This is a genomic window from Nocardioides sp. S-1144, from assembly GCF_005954645.2.
In the GTDB taxonomy this organism is placed as follows: Bacteria; Actinomycetota; Actinomycetes; order Propionibacteriales; family Nocardioidaceae; genus Nocardioides; species Nocardioides dongxiaopingii.
On record NZ_CP040695.2, the window covers coordinates 4,171,172 to 4,196,951 of the forward strand.

Annotated in this window: 25 protein-coding genes; 14 read left to right on the plus strand and 11 right to left on the minus strand. The window is 74.6% G+C overall.

Translation table 11 applies throughout. From position 1 onward, the window contains the following. Positions 1 to 37: 37 nt before the first annotated feature. A complete protein-coding gene (locus FE634_RS19670; protein ID WP_138876866.1) occupies positions 38 to 619 on the plus strand; it encodes an ArsR/SmtB family transcription factor in 582 nt (193 codons plus the stop codon). After that, positions 616 to 1,884, plus strand: coding sequence for an MFS transporter (locus FE634_RS19675; RefSeq protein ID WP_138876867.1), 1,269 nt, complete (start codon positions 616 to 618; stop codon positions 1,882 to 1,884). Before FE634_RS19670 ends, FE634_RS19675 begins: the two co-directional genes overlap by 4 nt. 286 nt (positions 1,885 to 2,170) lie before the next feature. Here the strand turns inward: FE634_RS19675 and hisC are convergent, their stop codons facing one another. From hisC to FE634_RS19695, 4 genes are read right to left on the minus strand one after another with little or no spacing between them, the layout of a single operon-like run. Next, on the minus strand, positions 2,171 to 3,238 hold the full coding sequence (gene hisC / locus FE634_RS19680; protein ID WP_138876868.1) for a histidinol-phosphate transaminase: 1,068 nt from the start codon (positions 3,236 to 3,238) through the stop codon (positions 2,171 to 2,173). A 10-nt stretch (positions 3,239 to 3,248) separates the two neighbouring features. Next, positions 3,249 to 3,818: a dihydrofolate reductase family protein gene (locus tag FE634_RS19685; protein WP_137294814.1), complete on the minus strand. Its 570-nt coding sequence runs from the start codon at positions 3,816 to 3,818 to the stop codon at positions 3,249 to 3,251. Further along, the gene (locus FE634_RS19690) at positions 3,811 to 4,374 is read right to left on the minus strand and encodes a VanZ family protein (RefSeq protein WP_148240903.1); all 564 of its coding nucleotides are present in this window, start codon (positions 4,372 to 4,374) and stop codon (positions 3,811 to 3,813) included. Before FE634_RS19690 ends, FE634_RS19685 begins: the two co-directional genes overlap by 8 nt. Positions 4,375 to 4,384: 10 nt before the next feature. Then, on the minus strand, positions 4,385 to 5,077 hold the full coding sequence (locus tag FE634_RS19695; RefSeq protein WP_187366763.1) for a TetR/AcrR family transcriptional regulator: 693 nt from the start codon (positions 5,075 to 5,077) through the stop codon (positions 4,385 to 4,387). A gap of 62 nt (positions 5,078 to 5,139) precedes the next feature. Here FE634_RS19695 and FE634_RS19700 point away from each other — a divergent pair, with 62 nt between their 5' ends. After that, positions 5,140 to 6,540: a carotenoid oxygenase family protein gene (locus FE634_RS19700; protein WP_138876871.1), complete on the plus strand. Its 1,401-nt coding sequence runs from the start codon at positions 5,140 to 5,142 to the stop codon at positions 6,538 to 6,540. A 3-nt stretch (positions 6,541 to 6,543) separates the two neighbouring features. Here FE634_RS19700 and FE634_RS19705 read toward each other — a convergent pair whose 3' ends face one another. Then, entirely contained in the window at positions 6,544 to 7,446 is a 903-nt protein-coding gene (locus tag FE634_RS19705) for a dimethylarginine dimethylaminohydrolase family protein (RefSeq protein ID WP_148240904.1), read from the minus strand. Positions 7,447 to 7,569: 123 nt separating this feature from the next. Here FE634_RS19705 and FE634_RS19710 point away from each other — a divergent pair, with 123 nt between their 5' ends. The 8 genes from FE634_RS19710 (at position 7,570) to FE634_RS19745 (ending at position 14,624) form a co-directional block, all read left to right on the plus strand. Beyond that, positions 7,570 to 8,256, plus strand: coding sequence for a GntR family transcriptional regulator (locus FE634_RS19710; protein WP_170981646.1), 687 nt, complete (start codon positions 7,570 to 7,572; stop codon positions 8,254 to 8,256). Positions 8,257 to 8,350: 94 nt separating this feature from the next. Further along, positions 8,351 to 10,075: a ubiquinone-dependent pyruvate dehydrogenase gene (poxB, locus tag FE634_RS19715; RefSeq protein WP_138876873.1), complete on the plus strand. Its 1,725-nt coding sequence runs from the start codon at positions 8,351 to 8,353 to the stop codon at positions 10,073 to 10,075. Positions 10,076 to 10,108: 33 nt separating this feature from the next. Further along, on the plus strand, positions 10,109 to 10,510 hold the full coding sequence (locus tag FE634_RS19720; protein ID WP_137294821.1) for a phage holin family protein: 402 nt from the start codon (positions 10,109 to 10,111) through the stop codon (positions 10,508 to 10,510). Further along, on the plus strand, positions 10,507 to 11,022 hold the full coding sequence (locus FE634_RS19725; RefSeq protein ID WP_138876874.1) for a low molecular weight protein-tyrosine-phosphatase: 516 nt from the start codon (positions 10,507 to 10,509) through the stop codon (positions 11,020 to 11,022). The genes FE634_RS19720 and FE634_RS19725 overlap by 4 nt, the downstream gene beginning before the upstream one ends. Continuing rightward, on the plus strand, positions 11,019 to 11,879 hold the full coding sequence (locus FE634_RS19730) for a fructosamine kinase family protein (protein WP_148240905.1): 861 nt from the start codon (positions 11,019 to 11,021) through the stop codon (positions 11,877 to 11,879). Before FE634_RS19725 ends, FE634_RS19730 begins: the two co-directional genes overlap by 4 nt. A gap of 40 nt (positions 11,880 to 11,919) precedes the next feature. Further along, positions 11,920 to 12,618 carry a response regulator transcription factor gene (locus tag FE634_RS19735; RefSeq protein ID WP_187366764.1) on the plus strand — a complete coding sequence of 233 codons (699 nt, stop codon included), beginning with the start codon at positions 11,920 to 11,922 and terminating at the stop codon, positions 12,616 to 12,618. A 4-nt stretch (positions 12,619 to 12,622) separates the two neighbouring features. Further along, positions 12,623 to 14,059 (plus strand): HAMP domain-containing sensor histidine kinase, encoded by a 1,437-nt coding sequence (locus FE634_RS19740; RefSeq protein ID WP_246060868.1) that lies wholly within the window; start codon positions 12,623 to 12,625, stop codon positions 14,057 to 14,059. Next, a complete protein-coding gene (locus FE634_RS19745) occupies positions 14,052 to 14,624 on the plus strand; it encodes a hypothetical protein (RefSeq protein WP_138876875.1) in 573 nt (190 codons plus the stop codon). Before FE634_RS19740 ends, FE634_RS19745 begins: the two co-directional genes overlap by 8 nt. On the opposite strand, the gene FE634_RS19750 is transcribed toward FE634_RS19745, so the two are convergent. Together FE634_RS19750 and FE634_RS19755 are read right to left on the minus strand one after the other, a co-directional pair. Next, positions 14,614 to 15,936 carry an anthranilate synthase component I family protein gene (locus FE634_RS19750; RefSeq protein WP_148240906.1) on the minus strand — a complete coding sequence of 441 codons (1,323 nt, stop codon included), beginning with the start codon at positions 15,934 to 15,936 and terminating at the stop codon, positions 14,614 to 14,616. The two genes, FE634_RS19745 and FE634_RS19750, sit on opposite strands and share 11 nt — an antisense overlap. Then, a complete protein-coding gene (locus FE634_RS19755; protein WP_138876877.1) occupies positions 15,933 to 16,508 on the minus strand; it encodes an anthranilate synthase component II in 576 nt (191 codons plus the stop codon). Before FE634_RS19755 ends, FE634_RS19750 begins: the two co-directional genes overlap by 4 nt. A gap of 54 nt (positions 16,509 to 16,562) precedes the next feature. Between FE634_RS19755 and FE634_RS19760 the strand changes: the two genes are divergently transcribed. Both FE634_RS19760 and FE634_RS19765 read left to right on the plus strand, forming a co-directional pair. Next, entirely contained in the window at positions 16,563 to 17,078 is a 516-nt protein-coding gene (locus FE634_RS19760) for a hypothetical protein (protein ID WP_138876878.1), read from the plus strand. Positions 17,079 to 17,192: 114 nt separating this feature from the next. Beyond that, a complete protein-coding gene (locus tag FE634_RS19765; protein WP_222847626.1) occupies positions 17,193 to 18,728 on the plus strand; it encodes a flotillin family protein in 1,536 nt (511 codons plus the stop codon). A gap of 42 nt (positions 18,729 to 18,770) precedes the next feature. Here FE634_RS19765 and FE634_RS19770 read toward each other — a convergent pair whose 3' ends face one another. Beyond that, positions 18,771 to 20,684, minus strand: coding sequence for an anthranilate synthase family protein (locus FE634_RS19770; protein ID WP_148240907.1), 1,914 nt, complete (start codon positions 20,682 to 20,684; stop codon positions 18,771 to 18,773). A 42-nt stretch (positions 20,685 to 20,726) separates the two neighbouring features. Next, positions 20,727 to 23,270, minus strand: coding sequence for a CHAT domain-containing protein (locus FE634_RS19775; protein ID WP_138876880.1), 2,544 nt, complete (start codon positions 23,268 to 23,270; stop codon positions 20,727 to 20,729). A 132-nt stretch (positions 23,271 to 23,402) separates the two neighbouring features. On the opposite strand from FE634_RS19775, the gene FE634_RS19780 reads away from it, so the two are divergent. After that, on the plus strand, positions 23,403 to 24,770 hold the full coding sequence (locus FE634_RS19780) for a S8 family peptidase (RefSeq protein ID WP_138876881.1): 1,368 nt from the start codon (positions 23,403 to 23,405) through the stop codon (positions 24,768 to 24,770). Between the two features lie 6 nt (positions 24,771 to 24,776). Here FE634_RS19780 and FE634_RS21430 read toward each other — a convergent pair whose 3' ends face one another. Next, entirely contained in the window at positions 24,777 to 25,319 is a 543-nt protein-coding gene (locus FE634_RS21430) for a type I glutamate--ammonia ligase (RefSeq protein WP_222847627.1), read from the minus strand. Beyond that, entirely contained in the window at positions 25,207 to 25,707 is a 501-nt protein-coding gene (locus FE634_RS21435) for a type I glutamate--ammonia ligase (RefSeq protein WP_222847628.1), read from the minus strand. Before FE634_RS21435 ends, FE634_RS21430 begins: the two co-directional genes overlap by 113 nt. Between the last annotated feature and the right edge of the window lie 73 nt (positions 25,708 to 25,780).

Consider the following 25,780-nt stretch of genomic DNA (forward strand, 5'->3'; position numbering starts at 1 on the left):
GTTTGCAAATGACTCTTTGCGGTTCTACGGTGGCGGGGTGGACCGCACCTCGATCACCCCCGAGCCGCACCAGCTCCGCGCCCTCGCGCACCCCGTCCGGCTCCGGATGCTGGGGATGCTGCGGGTCGACGGGCCGGCGACGGCCACCTCCCTGGCGACCCGGCTCGGCCTGAACAGCGGCGCGACGTCCTACCACCTGCGCCAGCTGGCCCAGCACGGCTTCGTGGTCGACGACGAGGAGCGCGGCAACGGCCGCGAGCGGTGGTGGCGGGCGGCGCACACGAGCACGCGCACGGCCGGCGGGCCGGCCGGCACCGAGGCCGGCGACAGCGCCGACGCGTTCCTCCAGGCAGCGGTCGTGGTCTACAGCGAGTGGCTGCAGCAGGCCGTCGAGGAGGGCCCGCTCCTGCCCGAGCCCTGGCGCGACGCGACGTCGTTCAACGACTGGATCCACCGGCTCACCCCGGCCGCGGCCCGGCACCTGATGCGCACCGTCGGCGAGATGATGGAGGCCGTCGAGGACGACGAGGACGACCCCCGGGCCCGCTCGGTCGTCGTCCAGGTGCACGTCTTCCCGCGGCCCGGTCAGGAGTACGACGCGCAGGAGCGGCACCCGTGAGGCGCCCGCTCCACGGCTGGCTGGTCGCGGAGGCGCTCTCGCTCACCGGCACCCGCGTGTCGATGATCGCGATCCCGCTGTTCGTGCTCGAGCAGACCGGGAGCGCGACGCAGACCGGCCTGGTGGCCCTCGCCGAGATGCTGCCGCTGGTCGTCCTCAAGGTGCTGGGCGGCCCGGTCATCGACCGCGTCGGCGCGCGCCGGGTCGCGGTCACGTGCGACCTGCTCTCGCTCGTCGTGGTGGCCGCGATCCCGCTGCTCTTCGACCTCGGCCTGCTCTCCTTCCCCGGCTTCCTGGCCCTCGTGGCCGGCGCGGGGGCGCTGCGCGGCCCGGGCGACGGGGCGAAGCACGCCATGGTCCCGGCGCTGGTCACCTCGGCCGGGATCGCCATGGAGCGCGCGACCGGGCTCTCCTCGACGGTCGAGCGGACGGCGTCCATGCTCGGCGCCGGGCTGGCCGGCGTCCTCGTGGCCACCCTGGGTGCGCAGAACGCGCTGCTCGTCGACGCCGCGACCTTCGGGCTGTCCGCCCTCGTGCTGTCGTGGGCGACGAAGGGCCTCCCGGCGACGAGCGGGACTGGGGGCGGGACGGTGGTCGGGTCCGAGCCCGTCCCCTACCTCGAGCAGCTGCGCGAGGGCTGGGACTTCCTGCGCCGCGACCCGCTGCTGCTCGGCATCTCGGTGATGGTCGCGGTGACCAACCTGCTCGACGCGGCGTGGTCGTCGGTGCTGATGCCGGTGTGGTCGATCGAGTCCGGCGAGGGCGCGGCCACGCTCGGCGTCCTGTTCGCGGTGATGAGCGGCTCCTCGGCCCTCGGCGCGGTCTGCGCGGCCACGATCGCCGCCCGCCTGCCGCGCTTCCGCACCTACCTGTTCGCGTTCCTCCTCTGCGGGCTCCCCCGCTTCGCCGTGTTCGTCGTCGACACCCCGCTGGCCGGCGTGGTCGCGGTGTTCGTCGTGGCCGGCTTCGCCTCCGGGTTCATCAACCCCGTCCTGGGCGCGGTCATGTTCGAGCGGATCCCCGACCACCTGGTCGGCCGGGTCTCCTCCCTCACGAGCGCGATGTGCTGGGCCCTGATGCCGCTCGGCGGCCTGGTCGGCGGCGTCCTCTTCGACACCGGCGGCCTGGCGCTGGCCATGGGCGCCTGCGGCCTCGCCTACCTCGCGGCCACCATGCTGCCCGCCGTCGACCCGCGCTGGCGCGACATGGACCGCCGTCCGGAGCCGACGACCGTCGCGAGCGGCGACGCCTCAGTGCGGGGGTAGACCCCCCAGCGGCGTGGTCCGTCGGCGGGAGTTTCACCGCTGGAGCGGTGAAACTCGCGCTCCCGGTACGAAACTTCACACCACAAGCAAGAGTTTCAGCCGACCCACCGGGAGTTTCAGTCGGCCCGCCGGGATATTCACCGCTGGAGCGGTGAAACTCGCGCTCCTGGCATGAAACTTCGCACCACAAGCAGGAGTTTCAGCCGACCCGCCGGGATATTCACCGCTGATGCGGTGAAACTCCCGCACCCGCGGCGCCCACCCGACACGGCGGGTCGGAGGCCGCTCAACGCAGGGTGGCGGCGGCCTCGATCAACCGGTCGTTGGCCTCGGGCTCGCCGATCGAGACGCGGACGCCGTCGCCGGCGAACGGGCGCACGGTGACGCCGACGGCGTCGGCTGCAGCCGCGAGGTCGCCGGCGCGGTCGCCGAGCGGGAACCAGACGAAGTTGCCCTGGGCGTCGGGGATGTCCCAGCCCTGGGCGAGCAGCGCGTCGCGGACGCGGGTGCGCTCGAGGGCCAGGGCGTCGACGCGCTCCAGCAGCTCGGCCTCGGCGGCCAGCGACGCGATGGCCGCGGCCTGGGCGACCGCGGAGACGCCGAACGGCAGCGAGACCGCGCGCAGGGCGGCGGCGATGGGGGCCTGGCTGACGGCGTACCCGACGCGGAAGCCGGCAAGTCCGTAGGCCTTGGAGAAGGTGCGGAACAGCACGACGTTCGGGTGCGCGCGGTAGGTGGCGACGCCGTCGACGGCGTCGGCCATCCGCACGAACTCGAGGTAGGCCTCGTCGACGACGACGACCACGTGCTCGGGCACACGGGCGAGGAACGCGTCGAGCTCGGTCTGGGTGACCGCCGGCCCGGTCGGGTTGTTGGGGGTGCAGACCAGGACGACCCGGGTGCGGTCGGTGATCGCGGCGAGCATCGCGTCGAGGTCGTGGCGGCCGTCGGCGAGCAGCGGCACCTGCACCGACGTCGCGGCAGCGGCGGTGACCGCGATCGGGTAGGCCTCGAAGGAGCGCCACGCGTAGACGACCTCGTCGCCGGGCTCGCAGAACCCGGTGACGACCTGGTAGATCAGGCCGACCGAGCCGGTGGCGGTCGCGATGTCGTCGACCGGGACGCCGAGCCGCTCGGAGAGCGCGGCGTACAGCGCGACGCTGCCCATGTCGGGGTAGCGGTTCATCGTCGCCACGGCGGCCGTGGCGGCCTCGACGACGCCGGGCAGCGGCGGGTACGGGTTCTCGTTGCTGGAGAGCTTGTACGCCGTCACCCCGGGCCGCACGACCGGCGGCTTGCCGGGGACGTAGGCGGGGATCCGGGCGATGTTCGCGCGCGGCTGCGGGTGGGCCATGGCACGAAGGCTAGTGGGCGGCGTACCTCAGCAGCGCCACGCCCGTCGCGAACGAGCGGGCCTCGAGCAGCCGCAGCCCGGAGGCGCGGTGACCCTCGGGGAACAGGCGGGTCCCGCGGCCCTGCACGACCGGGTGCACGAACAGGCGGTACTCGTCGACCAGGTCGGCCTCGACCAGGGTCGGCAGCAGCGTGAGGCTGCCGGTGCACACGACGTCCTTGCCGGGGAGCGCCTTGAGGGCGCGCACCTCCTCGACGACGTCGCCGCGCAGCGCCGTGGAGTGCTGCCAGTCGAGGTCGTCGTCGGCCAGCGTGGACGTGACGACGTACTTGCGGACGCCGCCGAGGTAGTCGGCGATCCCGGTGGCGTCGTCCTCGAGGTCGCGCCAGTAGCCGCGGAAGTCGGTGAAGGTCTGCCGGCCGACGAGCAGGGCGTCGGCCGCGGCGTCCTGGCGGTGGTTCTCGGCCAGGAGCTCCGGGTCCTCGGCGACCAGCTGGTCGTCGAACCAGTCGTCGAGCATCTGGATCGAGCCGTCGAGGGTGATGTTCTGGGTGATCACGAGCCTGCGCCGGTCAGTCATGCCGGTCACGACCGCGCCACGGCCGCAGAATCATCGCCAGCACGACGCCGAGACCGACCCCGACGACCGCGCCGGTGACGTTGTCGATGATGTCGGTGACGTCGCACGCCCGGTCGATCCGGGCCAGCTCGAGCTGGGTCCACTCGATGCCGAGGGAGTACGCGGCGAGCAGCGCCAGGCCCAGGGGCACCAGCGCGAGCGCCGCCCGGCCCCAGCGGGCGGCGGCGACCACGAGGAACGCCCCCGGCGCGACGAAGACGACGGTGTTGAGCAGCCGCTGACCGCCGGAGAAGATCCAGAACCCGTCCGGCGCCGGCCCGCCGATGTCCCACGAGCAGGTGTCGAGGCGGCCCTCGGCCGGCACGACCCCCGGCGCCGCGGTCGCCGGCAGCAGGGTGATCAGCCCGATGATCGCGATCGACCACAGCAGTCCGCCGACGGCGACGGCGGCCACCGGGCCGAGCCGCCGCGACAGGACCACGGCGAGCAGCCCGCAGACCACCCCGGCGACGGCGACGCCGACGAGCATGACGCCCACACCACCGACCGGGAACACCCGCGCGAGGCTACCCGGGCCCGGGACCGGGACCGGGGTCGGGAACGCGCACGGAGTCACGGACCGAGCCGGGGACGCCGGGGACGCCGGGGGCGGCCAGGAGGCCGGCGACCAGGTTCGCCACCAGCGGCTGGAGGAGCTCGCCCTCCGGGTCCTCGACCACCCGGTGGAAGCCGGACTGCTCGAGCATCGTGTAGCCGTGCAGGGCGGTCCAGAGCTGGGCGGCGACCGACGCCGGGTCGGCGGGGCGCAGTACGGCGGCGTCCATCGCGCGGCGCACGCCGGCGACGAGCTGCCCGAACGCCGCCATCCCGACCTGCTGCTCCTCGTGGGTGAGCCGGTAGCCGCCGAGCGTCGTCGCGCCGAACATGACGGCGTACAGGTGCGGGTGGGCCAGCGCGTGTGCCCGGTACGCCCCGGCCATGGCGGTGAGGTCGGCCAGCGGGTCCTCGGTGACCGGGACGGCGTCGACGCGGGCGTGGAGCCGGTCGAAGCCGTCGGCCACGATCTCGCGCACCAGGGCCGGCATGCCCCCGAAGTGGGTGTAGACCGCCATCGTCGAGGTGCCGGCCTCGCGGGTCAGCCGGCGGGCGGTCAGCGCCGAGGGCCCCTCCTCGGCCAGGACGTCGGCCGCCACCTCGAGCAGGCGGCGGCGCAGGTCGGGCTCGTCGGGCCGGGCGGGCCGGTTCGGCTGGTCGGACACCCTTGCCATCCTGTCATAACGCCGTTATCGTCCTCGGATAACACTGTTATGAGGAGACGCCGATGAGCCGGTACCTGCAGGACGAGTTCGCGCCGGTCGCCGAGGAGCTCACCGCGCTCGACCTCACCGTGTCCGGCCGGCTCCCGGCGCACCTCGACGGTCGCTACCTGCGGATCGGGCCGAACCCGGCACAGGACCCCGCGGCGCTCGCCGCCGCGGGCTACCACTGGTTCCTCGGCGAGGGCATGGTCCACGGCGTCCGCCTCGAGGACGGGCACGCCCGGTGGTACCGCAACCGGTGGGTCCGCCCGGACGCGTGCGACTTCGCGCCGAACACCAACGTCGTGCAGCACGCCGGGCGGACGATGGCGCTGGTCGAGGCCGGCGCGCCGCCGTACGAGCTCGACGACGAGCTCGACACGGTCGGCCGTTGCGGCTTCGCCGGCGACCTGCGCGCGGGCTACACCGCCCACCCGCACGAGGACCCCGCGACCGGCGAGCTGCACGCGGTCTCGTACTCCTGGACGCGCGGCAACCGCGTCGACTACTCGGTGCTCGACGCCGCCGGGTCGCTGCGCCACCAGCTCGAGATCGAGGTGCACGGCAGCCCGATGATGCACGACTGCGCGCTCACCGAGCACCACCTCGTGGTCTACGACCTGCCGGTCACCTTCGACATCGACATGGTCGCCGGGAAGGCGCCCCGCCCGCTCCGGCTGCCGACTCGGCTGGCGCTGAACCGCGTCGTGGGCCGCAACCCGGTCTCCGACAAGGTCGTCGAGGCGATGACGCGGGGCCGCGGCGTACCGACGCAGCTGCCGTACTCGTGGGACGACGACTACCCCGCGCGCATCGGGCTGCTGCCGCGCGACGCCACCGACGGGTCCGCCGTGCGCTGGTTCGACGTCGACCCCTGCTACGTCTTCCACACCCTCAACGCCTTCGAGGTGCCCGGCACCGACGAGGTCGTCGTCGACGTCGTCCGCCACGACCGGATGTTCGCGACCCGGTTCGACGGACCCGACGAGGGCCCGGCCTCGCTGGTGCGCTTCACCCTCGACCTCGCCTCCGGCCGGGCCAGCGAGCACCGCTTCGACGAGCACCCCCAGGAGTTCCCGCGCCACGACGAGCGCCTGACCGGCCGCCGGCACCGGTTCGGGTACTCCGTCGGGTTCGACGACGGCCGGCTCGGCGACACCGTCCTCAAGCACGACACGGTCGCCGGCACCACCCAGGAGCGCCGGCTCGGGGCCGGCCGGCTCGCGGGCGAGATGACCTTCGTGCCGTCGTCGCCCGACGCGGCCGAGGACGACGGCGTGCTGATGGGCTACGTGCACGACCTCGCCCGCGGCCTGAGCGACCTGGTGCTGCTCGACGCCGGCACGCTCGAGGACGTCGCCACGGTGCACCTGCCCGGCCGGGTGCCGGCCGGGTTCCACGGCAGCTGGGCGCCGGCGCCCTAGCGGCTACTCCGGCGGCAGGACGACCTCGCCGCCGGGGACCAGCGGCAGGTCACGGCCCAGGGTGATGTCGACGGGGTTGGTCAGGCAGCGGATCGAGCCGCCGCCCTTGTGGAACTCGGAGACGTCGACGACGACGACCTCGAAGCCCCAGGCCTCGAGCTGCGCCCGCACCCGGTCGGGGCACGACGGCATGACGACGGTGCGCCCGACGACCACGGAGTTGGCGCAGAACGTCGTCAGCGCCTCCTCCTCGGTCAGCACGAGCGGCTCGGGCACGAGGTCGAGCAGGGCCGCGGCCGAGGCGTCGTCGAGCGCGGAGGGGCACACCAGCGCCCGGCGGTCGTCGAGCGGGCAGAAGGCCAGGTCGAGGTGGTACATGCCGGGGTGGGTGATCCGCAGGCCGCGGACCCGGACGCCGAGCTCGGTGGCCAGGTGCTTGAGGGCCAGCTCCTCGGTGCGCGGGCCGTAGCCGACGACCAGCGCGTCGCCGAAGGCGAAGGCGTCGCCGGCCTCGAGGTGCGCGCCGACGCCGTCGCGGCCGACGTAGGACGTCGTCGCGCCGTGCTCGGCGAACCAGGGCTGCGCGGAGCGGGTCTCCATCCGGCGCTGCGGGTAGCGCATGTGCGACATCACCACGTGGGGCGCCGGCCCGTCGGGACCGGGACGGACCACGCCGAGGCCGAGGTTCATCGCGTAGACCATGTCGGGGGCGTCGGGCCGCTGCGGCAGGACGTCGACGACCGCGCCGAGCCCCCGCAGGGTCCCGACCATGTCGTACCACTGGCGCCACGCCAGGGCGGGGTCCGGCTGGACGTCGGGGTCCATGAACGGGTTGATGACGTAGTCGACCCTGAAGTGGGTCGGCTCGACGGCCACGTAGTGACGACCCCAGCCCAGCTCGCTCATCGACTCTCCCTCACGCTCGCCCGAGATTGTCAGACAATCTGACAACACCATGGTGCCGCACGAACGCGCCACGGACAAGCCGTCGACTCCGCACCGCCGTCCCGACCCGGCATGATGGGCCCCATGAGCACCGCTCCCGGCCCCGTCGGGCCGTTCGCGACGCTCCACGTCGAGCACACCTCGACCGTCGACCGCGCCGCCGAGGAGCTGCGCCGGGCGATCTTCGAGGGCGACATCGAGAGCGGGACCGCGCTGCGCGAGGTCGCGCTCGCGGAGTCGCTCGGCGTCTCGCGCCCCACGATCCGCGAGGCGCTCGGCACCCTGGTCGCCGAGGGGCTCGCCACCCGCGAGCCGCACCGCGGCGTCCACGTCTCGACCCCGGAGGCCGGCTCGGTGCGCGACGTCTGCCGTGCGCGCTGGGTGCTCGAGGGCGCCGGCGTCGCGCGCTGGCTCGACGCCTCCGAGGAGGCCCGCGACCACGTCCGCGCGTCGTTGCGGGCCTACACCGACGCCGTCCGCGCCGAGGGCACCTACCAGTCCCTCAACGCCCTCCACCTCGCCTTCCACGTCTCGCTCGTCGGCCTCGCGGGCAGCCCCCGCCTGGTGGCGATGGCCGAGAACCTCGTCGTCGAGCTCAAGCTGGCCCTGGCCCAGGTCGAGCGGATCGCCCGCAACGCCCACGACCAGGCCGACTCCCACGTCGCGCTGGTCCGCCTGCTCGAGGACGACGACGTCGACGGCGCCCTCGCGTTCCTGCGGACCCACCTCGACGACGCCGAGCACGAGATCATCGAGGCCCTCCGGCTCTGAGCCCCGCCCGCGGCCCGGCGGCGGCCCGGCCTCGCCCCGGGGTGGTACCAAGGACGGGGGCGACCCGCGCCCGCCCGTGCCCGAGGAGACCCCCATGCCCACCGTCGCCGCCACCATCGTCGCCAGCCTGAGGGCCAACGGCGTGCGCCGGGTCTACGGACTCCCCGGCGACTCGCTCAACGGCTTCACCGACGCCCTGCGCAAGGAGGGCTCGATCGCCTGGCAGCACGTGCGGCACGAGGAGACGGCGGCGTTCGCGGCCGGGGCCGAGGCGGCGCTCACCGGCGAGCTCGCCGTCTGCGCCGGCAGCTGCGGGCCGGGCAACCTGCACCTGATCAACGGGCTCTACGACGCCCACCGCAGCCGGGTCCCGGTGCTGGTGATCGCGGCGCACATCCCCAGCTCCGAGATCGGCTCGACGTACTTCCAGGAGACCCACCCCCAGCAGCTCTTCGCCGAGTGCAGCGTGTACTGCGAGATGGTCGGCGACCCCGCGCAGATGCCGCGGGTCCTGGAGATCGCGATGCGCACGGCGGTGGAGCGGCGCGGGGTCGCGATCGTGGTGATCCCGGGTGACGTGGCCCTCGCCGACGCGGGGTCGACCCGCACCGTGGTCGTCCGCCGCGCCCGGCCGGTCGTCGTCCCGTCGCCGGAGGAGCTCGCCGAGGCCGCCACGATGCTCGACCACGGCACCAAGGTGACGATCCTGGCCGGCGCCGGGGTCGAGGGCGCCCACGACGAGGTCGTCGCGCTCGCCGAGGCGCTGGGCGCCCCGATCGTGCACGCCTACCGGGGCAAGGAGTTCATCGAGCACGACAACCCCTACGACGTCGGGATGACCGGGCTGCTCGGCTTCTCCTCCGGCTACCGGGCGATGGAGTCGTGCGACGTGCTCCTGATGCTGGGCACCGACTTCCCGTACCAGCAGTTCTACCCCGACGACGCGAAGGTGATCCAGGTCGACGTCCGGGGCGAGCAGCTGGGCCGGCGGGTGCCGCTCGACCTGGGCCTGGTCGGGACGGTCAAGGACACCGCTGCGGCCCTGCTCCCGCTCGTCACCCGCAAGAAGAAGCGCAAGCACCTCGAGTCGTCCCTCGAGCACTACCGCAAGACCCGGGAGAAGCTCGACGACCTCGCCACCGACGACCACGACCGCACGCCGATCCACCCGCAGTACGTCGCCCGGCTGATCGACGAGCTGGCCGACGACGACGCCGTCTTCATCCCCGACGTCGGCTCCCCGGTGGTGTGGGCGGCCCGCTACCTCCGGATGAACGGGCGGCGCCGGCTGATCGGCTCGTTCAGCCACGGCTCGATGGCCAACGCCGTGCCGCAGGCGATCGGCGCGCAGGCCTCCCACCCCGGCCGGCAGGTGGTCACGCTGTCGGGCGACGGCGGGCTGGCGATGCTCCTCGGCGACCTGATCACCCTGACCCAGCAGCGGCTGCCGGTGAAGATCGTCGTCTTCAACAACTCCTCGCTGAACTTCGTCGAGCTGGAGATGAAGGCCGCCGGGTTCGTCACCTTCGGCACCGACCTGGAGAACCCCGACCTCGCCGAGGTCGCCACCTCGCTCGGCGTCCGCGGCTTCCGCGTCGAGAAGCCCTCGGAGCTGCCCGGCGCCCTGGCCGCGGCCTTCGCCCACGACGGACCGGCCCTCGTCGACGTCGTCACCTCGCGCCAGGAGCTGAGCATGCCGCCGGCCGTGACCGCCGCGCAGGTCAAGGGCTTCACGCTCTACGCGATCCGCACCGTGATGTCGGGGCGGGGCGACGAGCTGGTCGACCTCGCGGCCACCAACCGGCGCCAGATCTTCTGACGCCCCCGCCGGCGGACCTGCCAGACTCGACCCATGCGGATCCTCCTCAGGCTGGTCACGACGGCGCTCGGCGTGGCGGCGGCGGCCTGGTTCTTCGACGGCATCGCGTTCACCGGCGGGCCGCGGCAGGGCTGGGCCGAGGTCGAGCACAACCTCGTCCCGCTGCTGCTCGTCGCGGCGATCCTCGGCATCATCACCTCGTTCGTGAAGCCGCTGCTGACCTTCTTGTCGATCCCGCTGATCATCCTCACCCTGGGCCTGTTCCTGCTGGTCATCAATGCCGCGGTGCTGATGCTCACCGGCGCGCTGGCCGACGGGTTGGGCATCCCGTTCCGGGTCGACGGGTTCTGGACGGCGGTCGGCGGCGCGATCGTCATCACGCTGGTCACCTGGGTGGTCGACGGCGCGTTCGGCGCGTCCGACGACGGGCGATGAGCCTGCCCCCGCCCCGCGAGGCCGGCCGCTACCGGATCGGGGTGGTCTGCCTGGGCAACATCTGCCGCTCCCCGATGGCGCACGTCGTGCTCGAGGCGAGGGTCGCGGCCGCCGGGCTCGCCGACGAGGTCACGGTCACCAGCAGCGGCACCGGCGGCTGGCACGTCGGCGACCCGATGGACCCCCGGGCGGCCGCCACCCTCGCCGCCGCCGGCCACGACGGGAGCCGCCACCGCGCGCGGCAGTTCGCGACGTCCTGGCACGACGAGCACGACCTCCTGCTGGCGATGGACGCGGCCAACCTCGCCGACATCGGCGGCGGCACCGACCGGGTGCGGCTGTTCCGGTCCTTCGACCCCGAGGAGCCGGGCGCCGACGTCCCCGACCCGTACTACGGTGGGGACCGCGGATTCCAGGAGGTGCTGGCGATGGTCGAACGCTGCAGCGAGGCGATCGTCTCCGAGCTCGCCACCTCGCTCCCCACCTCGCTCCCCTCGTCGCCGGACCGATGACCCGCCAGCCCGGGCTCGCGCGCCGCGCCGAGGCCCTGCTCGACGCCGCCGTCGTCTCGACCGCCCCGGTGGCCGGCGGTGACGTGGCCACCGCCACCAAGCTCCGCCTCAGCAACGGCACCACCGCGCTGATGAAGACGCTGTCGCCGGCGCCCGCGGGGTTCTTCGAGCAGGAGGCCCAGGGGCTGCGCTGGCTCGCCGAGGCGGCCGGCGGGGTGCACGTGCCCGACGTCCTCGCCGTCGACGCCGACTGCCTGATCCTCGCCTGGGTCGAGCCGGGTCGCCCCACCGCCGACGACGCCGCCGCGTTCGGACGCCGGCTCGCCACGACCCACGCCGCCGGCGCCCCGGCGCACGGTGCCGACCACGACGGCTTCATCGGCCGGCTGCCGCTGCCGCACCGCACCGCCCCCACCTGGGCCGAGTTCTACGCCGTGCGCCGGCTCCTCCCCTACGCCAAGCTCGCCCGCGACCGCGGTGCGCTCAGCGCCGACGACGCCGCGGCCGTCGAGGCCGTCGTCCGCCGCCTCCCGGCGCTGGTCCCCGAGGAGCCGCCGGCCCGGCTGCACGGCGACCTGTGGAACGGCAACGTGCTGTGGGGTCTCGAGGGCCGCGCGTCGGTCGTCGACCCCGCCGCGCACGGCGGGCACCGCGAGGTCGACCTCGCCATGCTCGCCCTCTTCGGCCTCCAGAACCTGCCGCGCGTGCTCGACGGCTACCAGGAGGTCGCCCCGCTCGCCGACGGCTGGGAGGACCGGGTCGGGCTCTTCCAGCTCTTCCCGCTGCTCGTGCACGCCTGCCTCTTCGGCGGTGGCTACGGCGCCCGCACGGCGGCGCTGGCGCGCTCCTACGCCTGACTCTCAGACGCCGTTCAGGGCGTCGTGCCACAGTGTCGCTGTGTCTGCACCGTCCAAGCCGCGCGTGCTCGTCGTCGACGACGACAAGGCGGTCCGCGAGTCCCTGCGCCGTTCCCTGGAGTTCAACGGCTACGACGTCCACCTCGCCTCCGACGGCGCCGAGGCGCTGGCCGGCATCGGCGCGCTGGCCCCCGACGTCGTCGTGATGGACGTGATGATGCCCCGCCTGGACGGGCTCGAGGCCACCCGCGCCCTCCGCACGGCGGGCAACGACGTCCCGATCATCGTGCTCACCGCGCGCGACGCCGTCGGCGACCGCGTCGAGGGCCTCGACGCCGGGGCCGACGACTACCTCGCCAAGCCCTTCGCGCTGCCCGAGCTGCTCGCCCGGCTCCGCGCGCTTTTGCGCCGCGCCGTCCCGGTCGAGGGCGAGGTGGAGGAGTCACTGGCCTTCTCCGACCTCACCATGAACCTGGCCACCCGCGAGGTCCGCCGCGGCGACCGGTCGATCGACCTGACCCGCACCGAGTTCACCCTGCTCGAGCTGTTCCTGCGCCGGCCGCGCCGGGTGCTCGACCGCTCCTTCATCCTCGAGGAGGTCTGGGGCTACGACTTCCCCACGACCGCCAACTCCCTGGAGGTCTACGTCGGCTACCTGCGGCGCAAGACCGAGGCCGGCGAGGAGCCGCGACTGCTGCACACCGTGCGAGGGGTCGGCTACGTGCTGAAGGAGTCGTGACCCCGTGAGCACGACGCCCGACGGCGAGCCCGAGGCCTCACCCGCCGACGTGTTCCCGGCTCCCGAGGCGCGGTGGCACTACCGGCGCTCCCTCGCCAGCCGGGTGACGCTGCTGACCACGATCGCGGTCGGGATCGCGGTCGCGGTGCTGTCGGCCGGCGTCTACATCACCGCGCGGATCCAGCTGCAGTCGCAGCTCGACGACTCCCTGGAGGACCGCGCCCACGCGACCGCCAAGGAGTTCCGCTACAGCGGCAACATCTCGCTGCCGAAGTACCTCGCCAACGCCTCCGACGTCCAGCTGTACCGGATCGCGGCCGGCGAGGGCGGCACCGGACCCCCGCTCAACGAGACCGACCTCCCGCTCGAGGCCGACGACCCCGAGATCGCGGTCGCGGCCGGCGAGCTCGACCTCAGCGTGCGCACCCTCGTCGTCAACGGCGAGGAGCGGCGGGTCGTCGCCGTCCCGATCGTGGACGGCGAGGCACTCGTCATCGCCGAGTCGCTCGACGACCAGCGCGAGGTGCTGGCGCGCCTCGGCGGCGTCAGCCTGCTCTTCGGCCTGCTCGGCGTCCTCGGCGCGGGGATCGCCGGCTGGGGCGTCGCGCGCAACGGCCTGCGACCGGTCCGCCGGCTCACGACCGCCGTCGAGCAGATCGCCCGCACCGAGGAGCTCGACCCGCTGCCGGTGGAGGGCGCCGACGAGGTCGCCCGGCTGGCAACGGCGTTCAACGGGATGCTCGCCTCGCTCTCGGCCTCCCGCGACCGCCAGCGCCGCCTCGTGACCGACGCCGGGCACGAGCTGCGCACCCCGCTCACCTCGCTGCGCACCAACGTCGACCTCCTCACCCAGGCCGACCACGACCAGAAGGCGATCGACCCCCAGGCCCGCGTCGAGCTCCTCGACGACATCCGCGCCCAGATCGACGAGCTCACCACGCTCATCGGCGACCTCACCGAGCTGGCCCGCGACGAGCCGCTCGCACCGGTGGTCGGCGAGATCGACCTCAGCGAGGTCGTCGAGATGGCGGCCGCCCGGGTCCGGCGGCGCGCGATCGACGTGACCTTCGACGTCGTGACCGATCGCTGGTTCGTCGTCGGCGAGGCCGGCTCGCTGGAGCGCGCCGTCACCAACCTGCTCGACAACGCCGCGAAGTGGAGCCCCTCGGGCGGCCGGGTCACGGTCCGCCTGGGCGCCGGCGACGGCGTCGGCGTCCTCACCGTCGACGACCAGGGTCCCGGCATCCCCGAGGACCAGCGCGAGAAGGTCTTCGACCGGTTCTGGCGCACCGAGGAGTCGCGCTCGATGCCCGGCTCCGGGCTGGGGCTGTCGATCGTGCGCCAGGTCGTCGAGCGACACTCCGGGTCGGTCACGGCGACCGAGTCCACGAGCGGGGGTGCGAGGCTGGTCCTCGTGCTCCCTGGACGACCCGATGCGTAGCCGCACCACCGCCGCCGCCGTGGCCGGCCTGCTCGCGCTCACGACCGCGCTGACCGCCTGCTCGGGCGAGGACGACGAGCCGACCGGACCCCCGCCGACGCTGCCGACCCGGGCGCCCGCCCTCTGGAACCCCTGCGACGGGCTCGACCCCGCCGAGGTCTCCACCGCGTTCGGCGCCACCTTCGACACCCGGACCGGCACCGCCGAGGAACCGCTGTGCTCGTTCACGCCGCAGGAGGAGGGCGGCCCGGCGCTGGACGTGAACTACCAGCTCTTCGCCGGCTCGCTCGAGGACCTCGTCGAGACCTTCGGCGTGCTGGCCGAGGGCGCGACGACCGAGGTGACCACGCCCGAGGTGCCCGACGCCGACGACGCCCGGCTGATCGTCGACGTCACCGGCGACGACACCCTCGCCGTCACCGCGTTCGTGCAGACCGGCGACCTGGTGCAGGTCGTCAACGCGCTCGACCCGTCGCCGTTCGACCGCGCCGAGGTGCTGCGCGGGGTGCGCACGGTGATCGCCGGGCTGGCCACCCACGCCGCCGGGTCCGACCTCACCGGCTGACGTCGTCGAGCGTGCGCAGCAGCCGCTCCGCCTTCAGCTGCGCCTCGGCCCACTCGGCGTCCGGCTCGGACAGCACGGTGACGCCACCGCCGGTGCCGAGGGTGTAGCGGCCGTCGCCGGCGGTCACGAGGCTGCGGATGACGACGCCGAGGTCGGCGCGACCGTCGGCCGAGATCCAGCCGAAGGCACCGGCGTACGGGCCGCGCGGCGTCGCCTCCACCTCCTCGATCACCTGCATCGTGCGCAGCTTCGGCGCCCCGGTCATCGACCCGGCCGGGAACAGCGCGCGCAGGGCGGCCACCGTCGAGACGTCGTCGCGGAGCCGGCCGCGGACCGTCGAGACGAGCTGGTGCACCGTCTCGTAGGACTCCACCGCCATCAGCTCCGGCACCGTGACGGTCCCGACCTCGCAGACCTGGGCGAGGTCGTTGCGCAGCAGGTCGACGATCATCAGGTTCTCGGCGCGGTACCTCGGGTGCGTCGCGAGCTCGGCGCGGTGCGCGGCGTCCTCCGCGGCCGTCGCGCCGCGCGGCGTGGTGCCCTTGATCGGCTTCGTCTCCAGCACCCGCTCGGCGCTCACCAGGGCGTAGCGCTCCGGGCTCGAGGCCAGCAGCCAGGCCCGGGCCCCCGGCACGTCGTGCTGGAGGAACCCGGCGTACGGCGCAGGGTTGAGCGCGCGGAGCCGCAGGTAGGTCGCCACCGGACCCCCGGGCGCGGCCGGACCGGAGCGCTCGATCCGGTGGGTCAGGTTCACCTCGTAGGTGTTGCCGGCGTGGAGGTGCTCCTGGACGCGGCCGAAGGCGCCGGCGTAGGAGGCGGGCGGGGCGCCGGGGTCCCCGGTGGGCCCGGCGCCCGCGCCGCTCGCGGGCCGGTCGTCCACCCGGGACGGCCCGACCTCCCCGGGGAGGTGGTCGTACCTCCGCACGTGCGAGGGGCGCATCCAGACGGCGTCGGGCAGCGTGGGGTCGGGCGCGGCCGGGAGGTCGGGGCGGGCGGCGTAGCCGAGGTAGCCGAACCACTGCCCCTCACCGGTCGCGAGCTCGGCCTCGAGCACCGCGAAGACGTCGTCGCCGACGACCGTGCCGACCAGCGCGCCGGCGTCGTCGTCGGGGTCGGCCGCCCAGCGCGTCACCTCGCGCCGGGCCGCGGAGTAGGTGAGGGAGACGTCGCCGGGGTCCAGCCAGCCGAGCACCGAGCGCCGGCCCGACCACTCGCGCGCCCCGCCGCCGTCGAGCCAGAGGCAGCGGGGGTGCGTGGCGGCGACCGCGGCGAAGTCGGCGGCCACGTCGCCCGGGGAGCCGGCCGCGCTCACCGGGCGCCGGCCAGGAAGTTCGCGACCAGCGCGGCGCCGTGCCGCGACAGGATCGACTCCGGGTGGAACTGCACGCCCTCCAGCGGCAGGGTCCGGTGCCGCACGCCCATCACGACGCCGTCGCCGGAGCGGGCCGACACCTCCAGCACCTCGGGGACGACGACCGCCGCGAGCGAGTGGTAGCGGACCGCCTCGAACCCCTCGGCGACGCCGGTGAAGACGCCGCGCCCGTCGTGGTCGATCCGCGCCACCTCGCCGTGCGCCGGCCGGACCCGCCCGACCCGCCCGCCGTACGCCGTCACGAGGCCCTGCATGCCGAGGCAGACGCCGAGCACCGGGCGGGTCGCCGCGGCCAGGACCGACCGGCCGACGGCGAAGTCGGCGGCGTCGTCGGGGTGCCCGGGCCCGGGCGAGAGCACCACGTGGGAGTGGGCCAGGACGTCGCTGACGGACACCTCGTCGTGCTGGACGACGGTCGGCAGCACGCCGGTGACGGAGGCGACCAGGTGCACCAGGTTCCACGTGTACGAGTCGTGGTGGTCGACCACGACGACGTCCGGCGGAGGGCTCACGGGGAGCCACGCTAGCGGCGGTTCGGCGACCGCCTTCCTGGGTAGGTTGTGGGCGTGAGCGTCTACCTCGTCCTCGGCCTCGTGGGGCTCGCCGTGCTCGCGGTCTCCCTGGTCGTCGGCGACCTCCTCGACGGGGTGCTCGACGGGCTCTCCGGAGACTGGTTCTCCACCGAGGTCGTCGGGTCGTTCGTCGCCGCGCTCGGCTTCGGCGGCCTGGCCGCCGAGCAGGCCGGCGCCCCCGGCGTGGTCGCTCTCGGCGTCGGGATCGGCTGCGGCATCTTCTTCGGCGCCCTCGGCGCCGCGCTCACCCGGCTCGTCAGGGGCGGCGCCACCGACCACACCCCGGCCACCGACGACGTCGTGGGCCACGAGGGGCTGGTCGTCTCCGGCATCCCGGCCGACGGCCTCGGCAACGTCCGGGTCTACCTCGGCGGCCACACCCTCAGCCTCAACGCCCGCGCCGACGTCGTCCTCGACGCCGGCACCCGGGTGCACGTGACCGGCGTGCTGTCACCGACGGCCGTCACGGTCGCCCCGGTGTGGAACGCGCTGCCCAGCACCGACGCCTGACCCGTACCCCCCCCCGCACCACCGCGCCACCGACCACCGACGCCGCTCCACCGACGCCGATCGCCGGCGCTGCCGGGCACCCCCGGCCCAGACCCCGACAGAAGAGAGATCCCCGTGTTCGACTCCGCCCTCGGCGCCATCATCGGCCTCGTCGTGCTGCTCCTGCTGGTCGTCCTGCTGGTCACCAGCCGCTACAAGGTGGCCGGCCCCAACCAGGCGTTCATCATCACCGGCCGCAAGGGCAAGGCCGTGCTCAACCCGGAGACCGGCCAGCTCAGCACCGACCTCTCGGGTCAGAAGGTCGTGCTCGGCGGCGGCGTGTTCGTCATCCCGTTCGTGCAGAAGCAGGCCACCCTCGACCTCTCCAGCCGCCGGATCTCGGTGCAGATCCGCGGCGCCGTGTCCGGCCAGGGCATCAAGCTGAACGTCGAGGGCGTCGCGATCGTCAAGGTCGGCGGCAACGCCGACCAGATCCGGCTCGCCGCCCAGCGCTTCCTGAGCCAGCAGCAGGACGTCGAGGCCTTCACCCAGGAGGTGCTGGCCGGTGCGCTCCGCTCGATCGTCGGCGGGCTCACCGTCGAGCAGATCATCCGCGACCGCGCCGCGTTCGCCCAGCGGGTGGCCGACGAGTCCGAGAACTCCCTCACCGGCCAGGGCCTGATCCTGGACACCTTCCAGATCCAGGACGTCACCGACGACGGCAGCTACCTCGCCGACCTCGGGCGCCCGGAGGCCGCGCGGGTCAGCCAGACCGCCCGGATCGCGGAGGCCAACGCCCGCCAGGCCGCCGAGCAGGCCCAGATCGCCGCCGAGCAGGAGATCGCGGTCGCCCAGCGGACCCTGGCCCTCAAGCAGGCCGAGATCAAGGCCGAGACCGACGCCGCCTCGGCCCAGGCCGCGGCGTCCGGACCGCTCGCGCAGGCCGACCGCGACCAGGCGATCCTCACCGAGCAGGAGAAGGTCGCGGTGCGGCAGGCCTCGCTGACCGAGCGCCAGCTCGAGACCCAGGTGCGCAAGCCCGCCGACGCGGCGCGCTACAAGCTCGAGCAGGAGGCCGAGGCCAACCGCAACGCCGAGATCGCCGGCGCGGAGGCCCGCAAGGCCGCCACCATCGCCTCGGCCCAGGCCAAGGCCGAGGAGGCCCGGCTGTCGGGTGAGGCCGAGAAGTCGCGACGCACGGCGCTCGCCGAGGCCGAGGCCATCGAGGGTGCCCGGCGCGGTGAGGCCGAGAAGGCCCGCCGCGTCGCCGAGGCCGACGCCACCCGCGCCGAGGGCGAGGCCACCGCGGCCGCGACCCTGGCCATCGGGGCCGCCGAGGCCGAGGCGATGGACAAGCGGGCCGAGGCGTTCGCGCACTACAACGACGCCGCGGTGCTGCAGATGCTGATCGAGGTGCTCCCGCAGATCGCCCGCGAGGTCGCCGCCCCGATCGCGGCCATCGACCAGCTCACCGTCGTCTCCACCGACGGCGCCGGCGCCATGCCCAAGCAGGTCACCGACAACGTCGTCCAGACCCTGTCGATGCTCAAGACCACGACCGGTCTCGACCTCGAGGCCCTGATCAAGAAGTCGGTCAGCGGCGCCGCCGGCGCCATCGGTGGCAACGGTGGCAGCGGCGGGAACGGCGCGAGCGGCCCCGACGCCTCCTGAGCACCCCGCCGACCCGTCAGTGATCACTGACGGGTCGGCGGTTCAGAGCAGGGAGCCGACGATCTCGTGGAGGAGGTCGTAGCCGTGCTCGGTGAGGATCGACTCGGCATGGAACTGGATGCCGCGGTAGTGCGGTCCGGCCAGGTGGTGGACGTCGCCGGTCTCGGGGTCGACGTCGACGCGGACGCCGTCGGGCAGGGTGTCGCCGGGCCCGACCCGGCCGACGAAGGTGTTGTAGAAGCCCACCCGCTCGGTGCGGCCGTCGAGGTCGATCGCCGACTGCGTGCCCTGGAAGACGATGTCCTTGTAGGCCAGCGGGATGCCGAGCTCGTGGCAGAGCGCCTGGTGACCCAGGCACACGGCGAGGAACGGCGTCCGCTTGGCCAGCAGCCAGGCGACGGCGTGGCGCAGCCTGACCATCTTCGGGTCGTCGTCGTCACGCGGGTCGCCGGGGCCGGGCCCGATGATCACCAGGTCGGCGCGGTCGAGGCAGCCGGCCTCGTAGTCGGCGTGGCGGACCACCGACGACGTGAGGCCGAGGACGCCGAGCACGTGGCGCAGCATGTTCACGAAGTCGTCCTCGCCGTCGAGGATGACCACGTGCCGGCCGGCCAGCCGCGGGTCGGGCGGCGCGCCCATCTGGTCGCGCAGCCAGAAGCCGCTGAGCCGGCGGTTGCGGGCGTTGAGGGCGAGCAGGACGTCCTCGTCGGCGACGAGCTCGGCGAGGTTGGTGCTCGGCACGGGTGCCGGCGGCACCAGCCCGAACGCCGACAGGATGCCGCCCGCCTTGGCGTGGGTCTCGGCCACCTCGTGGGCGGCGTCGGAGTCGCGCACCAGCGTCGCGCCCGCGGTGACGGTGAGCCGGCCCTCGAGGTCGACGTCGGCGGTGCGGATCACGATCGGGCTGTCGACGACCGCGCCGCCGACCTCGTCACGCCCCAGGATCGCGAGCGCCGCGCCGTAGTACCCGCGCCCGACGCTCTCGTACTGCTTGATCAGCCGGCAGGCGTTCTCGACCGGTGACCCGGTGACGGTGGCGGCGTACATGGTGTCGCGCAGGACCTCGCGGGGGTCGCGGTCGGTGCGGCCGGCGAGGAGGTACTCGGTGTGCACGAGGCGGCTCATCGGCTTGAGGAACGGCCCCAGCACCTGGCCGCCCTCGTGGCAGATGTCGCACATCATCTTGAGCTCCTCGTCGACGACCATGAAGAGCTCGTAGATCTCCTTCTCGTCGTGCAGGAAGTCGAGGAGCTGCTTGCGGGCGTCGCCGCCGTCGGCCGAGGGGATGCGGAAGGTGCCGCTGATCGGGTTCATCCGGACGTCGCCGCCGTGCACGCTGACGTGCCGCTCCGGGCTGGCGCCGATCAGGTAGCGGTCGCCGGTGAAGAAGACGTAGGTCCAGTAGGCGCCGCGCTCGCGCTCGAGGAGCCGGCGGAAGACCGCGAGCGCCTTGTCGCGGCCCCAGTCGGCGACCTGGGCCCGGTAGTGCCGGCCGATGACGAGGTTGGCGCCCTCGCCCTGCCCGATCTCGTCGGCGATGATCGCGCCGACCAGCCGGCCGTACTCCTCGTCGTCGGTCTCGAAGCCGCCGCGGTCGGTGAACTCGACCGGCACGTCGTCGATGGCGTCGATGACCTCGGCGACGGAGAACTCGCGCTCGGTCGCGATGTCGACCACGACCAGCGGGGTGCCGTCGTCGTGCGCCTCGAAGCCGCGCTCGGCGACCTGGCGGAACGGGATCGCCACCAGCCGGTCGGCGATGTGCCCCTCCTGCGGGACGCCGTCCTCCAGCGGGACGTCGAGGATCGAGGCGACCTCGCTGCGCGCGCCGCCGACCAGGCCCACGGTGTCGCGGTCGCCCGCGCGGGTCGAGCGCCGGATGATCGCCCAGGCCTCGTGCTCCGCGAGCGCGTCGATGGCGGCGCGGACGTCCGGGGACGAGGTGGGAGAGGTCATGGCCGAACTCTAGGAGAGAGCGCGGACGGGGCCGGTCGCGGATCAGACCCCGAGCGCGACGAACGCCGTCGCGGTCGGGTCGCCCGGTGCCGCGGCCCGGACGGCGTGCAGCGCGGCGCCGGGGTCGAGGCCGGCGTCGAGGTGGGCGTGGAGGTCGACCATCAGCGCGGCGGTCGCGGCGTCGTCGACCTCGGCGACGCTGCACACCAGGCCGGCGGTGCCGAGCGCGAAGAGGGCCGAGGCGAGGCCGAGGAGCTCGTCGGCGCCGACCGGCGCGAGCACGCCGGACTCGCAGGCCGAGAGCACCACCCGGTGCGGGGCGACCCGCAGCCGCTCGAGGTCGTGCACGGTGAGCGGGCCGTCGGCCAGCTCGAGGGCCGAGAAGAGCGGGCTGTCGGCGCGGAACCGGCCGTGCGCCGCGACGTGCGCCAGCCGGACGCCGTCGAGGGCGGCCATCGACGCGGCGACGGTGGCGTCGGCCCCGTCGAGCAGGACGGCGTCCGGGCGCCGCCGCCCGAGCACCGGTACCTCGGCGCCGCCGGTGCCGAGGCCCGGCCCGGCCAGCAGGACGACGTCGCCGGGACGCGCCGCGGGCACCGGCACGGCCCGCGCCCGCAGCCACTGCGCGGCCGAGGGGACGACGGCGAACGGCCGGGCGGCCAGCGCCGGCAGCAGCGCCCACGGGACGCCGTGAAGCCGGCTGGTCGGGACGACGGTGACCGGGCCGTCGGGCAGCAGCCGGGCGGCGGGCCCGAGGAGCGTGTCCTGCAGCCGCCGCCGGAGGTCGCCCGGCGTGAACGGCCGCCCGCGCGCCGCGCGCCGGAGCACGAACGCCGCCGAGCCGGTGAGCGCGAGCGCGTCGGCCGTCGTCCCGGCGACCGCGCGGCGGACCCGGCCGCGGTGCACGACGAGCACGTGCAGGACGCCGTCGACGTCGACGAGCTCGACCAGGCAGCCCTCGCCGACCTCGTCGACGAGGTGGTCGACGTCGAGGTGCTCGGCCACGGCCGCCGGGCCGGCCTGTCGCCCCGACTGGCGGTGGTGCTCGGCGCGCACGGCCCGCTCGAGGCGGCGCCGCTCCTGGTCGAGCTGGTCGGTGGCCTCTCCGCCGGCGCGGGCCTCGGCGAGACGTCGTCCGTTGTCGCGCAGGGCCGCCAACGACGCCAGCACCGGCTCGTCGCCGGGGGTGACCGGTGGCTGCGCGAGCGCGGTCGCCCGCCACCGCTCGCTCCACCGCAGCAGCGTGCGCGGCCCCCCGGCCAGGGCCGCGTGCCGCAGCGCCAGCGCCGCCAGCTCGCGGCCGTGGCCGGTGGCCAGGGCGCGCAGCTCGGTGCTGCCGAGGGTGGTGCGGTGCTCGTCGAGCGCGTCGAGGCCGCGCCCGCAGGCCCGCAGCACGCCGCCGCTGTCGCCGACGTCGTCGCGGGCCAGGGCGGTGGCCCACCAGCCGCTGGCCCGCACCAGGGCCGGGCGCCCGGAGCGGTAGGTGGCGGCCGCGGCGAGCAGCGCGGACCGCTCGGACGCCGCCGACCGCTCGGCGGCCAGGGTCAGCGCGAGCGGGGCGTCGTCGATCCGCTCGGCGTGCAGCAGCGCCGCGACCTCGCGCGCCTCCCGGTCCCACCGGACGCCCCGCTCGCCGCGGCGGGCCCGCACCAGGACCAGCCGGGCCTGGGCCTCGGCCCAGGTGTTGCCCAGCCTCCGGTAGCCGTCGCGGGCGGCGCGGGCCAGCACCGCCGCCTCGGGGCGCTCCTCGACCTGCACCAGCGCCGAGGCCGCGACGAGCTCGAGCGCCGCGCGGTCCATCGGGTGCACCGTCGTCCCGGCGAGGGCCTCCCGGGCGACCTCGACCGCCTCTCGGGGCAGTCCCGCCGCCCGCAGCGCACGGCAGCGGGTGACGGCCAGGTGCGGGCGGGGGCGCCCCAGGCGCAGGTACTCCGCCGCCACGCCGTCGAAGACCGCGAGCGCCCGGGCCAGGTCCCCGTTCGCGACGGCGATCTCGCCGAGGTTCTGCTCGGCCCACAACGGTTCGAGGGGGTCGTCGTCGGGGGTGAAGAGGGCGATCGCCTGCCGGGTGTGCTCCGCCGCCGCGTCCAGGTCGCCGAGGGCCAGCTCGACGAGGCCGAGGTGGTGCAGCGTGCGGGCGTGCCAGAGCCGGTCGCCCTGCTCGGCGAACGCCCGCGCCGCGCGCAGCATCTCCTCGTGCGACTCCGCGCGGCGCCCGACCCACAGCAGCGCCATCGAGCGGCGCAACCGGGTGCGCGCGGTGGGGTGGTCGACGTCGAAGGTGGCCCGGTCGAGCTCGTGCAGCCCCCGCCGGCGCTGGCCGGCCTCGACGAGCGTGAGCCCGTAGGTCGCGCGGACGTCGCTGACCAGCGCGGCGTCGCCGAGGGCGGTCGCGGTCAGGACGGCGTCGCGCAGGTCGCCGAGGGCGAGGTCCGGGCTGCCCCGGTCGCGGTGCACGATGCCCAGCGCCTGGAGCGCCCGGACCCGGCGCTCCGGTGACGGGGACGAGCCCAGCACGGCGCGCGCGCCGCGTTCGGCGGCGTCCGGGTCGTCGAGCGCGAGATCGACGAGGTCGACGTCGGCCATGCCCACCTCGGCCCTCCTGTCAACGCTCGTCCGGGCCATTTACCGGCCCCGGCGGGGCTACTAGCGTCGGGGCACGACGCCGGGTCGGCCGCCGGTCCGGGCACATTGTCATCCTTCGCACCTGGAGCGTCCATGGCCGAGCCGCGCAGACCGCACCTGTTCTCCCGGATCGCGGGCCTCGCGCGGGGCGTCCGACCCCGGGGTGCCTGGTGGCCGCCGCGGCTGCCGGGGCGCGAGCGCGTCGTGCGCAACCAGGACGCCGAGATCGCGCGGATCCAGCTCCGCATCCTGACCGAGGCCCTCGACAAGACCGGGGGCGTCGCCGTCCACGAGGGCAAGGGGCGCGACGACAGCTACCTCTACCGGCCGGAGCAGGTGCTCACCCTGGCCGACGAGGTCGGCCGCGTGGAGTCGTTCTTCCGGGAGCGGACCGAGCAGTTCGCCGGCGAGGTGCGCACCATCGAGCGGATCGGGAACGTCCGGCGCCTCTCCCTCCCGGCCCGGCTCGACGCCCAGGGGGTGCCCGAGACGCTCGACGAGCTCGACGAGGCGCTGGGCGAGGGCGTGGTGCGCCCCGACCACGTCCTCTACGTCACGCCCGGCGGCTCCGGCAAGCTGTGCCCGGCCGACGAGCCCGAGACCTGCGGCGTGGCCGCCCCCGTCCCGGGCCTGAACCCGGACGCCGGCGCCGGCCGGGGGGTCAAGGTCTCCGTCGTCGACACCGGCTGGTGGGAGCCGGCCGGCTCGAGCAGCACCACGCCCTGGCTCAAGGGCGTCCACGGCGACGCCGAGCACGTCGACCCGGCCGCGATCCACCCCTACGCCGGGCACGGGACGTTCGTGGCGGGCGTCGTGCGCTGCCTCGCGCCCGGCACCGAGATCGAGGTGGAGGGGATCATGCCGCACGGCGGTGCGTGCTACGAGTCCGACATCGCCCGCGAGCTCAACGAGGCGCTGAGCGACCCCGAGCGCCCGCAGCTGATCTCGATCTCCGCCGGCACCTACACCCGGCGCAACCTCGGCCTGCTCACCTTCGAGGCCCTCTCGCGCGCCTTCGACCTGGAGGAGGGCGAGAAGGCGCCGCTGGTCGTGGCGGCGGCCGGCAACGACACCAGCACCCGGCCGTTCTGGCCGGCCGCCTACCCGTGGGTGGTCGGCGTGGGGTCGCTCGACAGCGGCGGGGTCGTCTCCAGCTTCTCCAACGTCGGGCCGTGGGTCGACGTCTACGCCCACGGCCGCGACCTGGTCAACGCCTACCCGGTCGGCCGCTACGTGTGCCACGAGCCCCCGCACCGCGGCGAGGTCCGCCGCTTCGACGGCATCGCCCGGTGGAGCGGGACGTCGTTCGCGACCCCGGTGGTCACGGGCTCCCTCGCGGCCTACATGGCGGCGCACGACGTCCACGCACGGCGGGCCCACGCCGACCTGGTCGCCGGCGGGCGGCACCTGCACGACCCGCGCGCCGGCGACATCGTGGCGCTGGGGCCGCCGTTCGTCTGAGCCGGCTCAGCCGACGTGCCAGTGCCGGCGCACCAGCTCGGCCCGCGCGTCCGGGTCCTTGCGGACCTTCTTCACCAGCGCCCGGTCCTCGTCGCTGCGCAGCCGCTCGAGGACGGCGTCGACCAGCGAGGCGGGGAAGACGCCGTCGGCCTCGAAGCGGTCCCGGGCGGCCTCGAGCGCGTCGGCCGACTCCGCGCACGACGTCGGGAGCTGCTCGAAGTCGTCGTGGTCGGCGGTGTTGAGCCGCTCGGCCACCTCGAGGCTGTCGGGGTCGGCGAGCCCGGCCCGGGCCGCGACCGCCATCCCGGCCAGCAGCAGGTGGACGTCGGCGGAGCCGTCGGCCAGGCGCAGCTCGATCGTCTGCGGGTGGACGTCCGGCTCCGGGATCGTCGCGGTGCTGCCGGGGTTCGCGTGCGCGACCATCGCGGGCAGCACGTCACCGACCCACGCCAGGGGCACGCGCACGAGCCCGGTGCGGTCGGTCTCGCCCCAGCAGATCCCCTCGGGCGACTCGTCGCCGTCGCTGAAGCGCAGGTACGACGTCGACACGGGTGTTGCCGAACGCGGTCAGGGCCCGCGCCGCGGTCAGGTAGCCCGCGACCAGGCGCCGGCCGGTGTCGTCGATCCCGTCGGCGTCGACGATCGCGCTCGCCCCGTCGCGGACCAGCCGGCTGTGGACGTGCAGGCCGCTGCCCGCGCCCTCGCCGCTGACCGACGGCGCGAAGGTGGCCTCCAGACCCTGGGCGTGGGCGACCTCGCGCACCACCCACTTGGCCAGGACCAGGGCGTCCGCCGCCTGCTCGACCGGCACCGGCCAGAACTCGATCTCGTGCTGCACCAGCTGGCGCTCGTCCTCGAGGATGTTCCCGACCTCGCCGTGGGCGTACTTCATCCGCACCCCCATCGCCGCGAGGTGGCCCAGGACCTGCTCGCGCACCCGCCTGGCCCTTCGAGAACGGCATCGACTCCTGGTAGCCCCGCTCCTCCTCCACGGGGAAGAACGGGTCGAT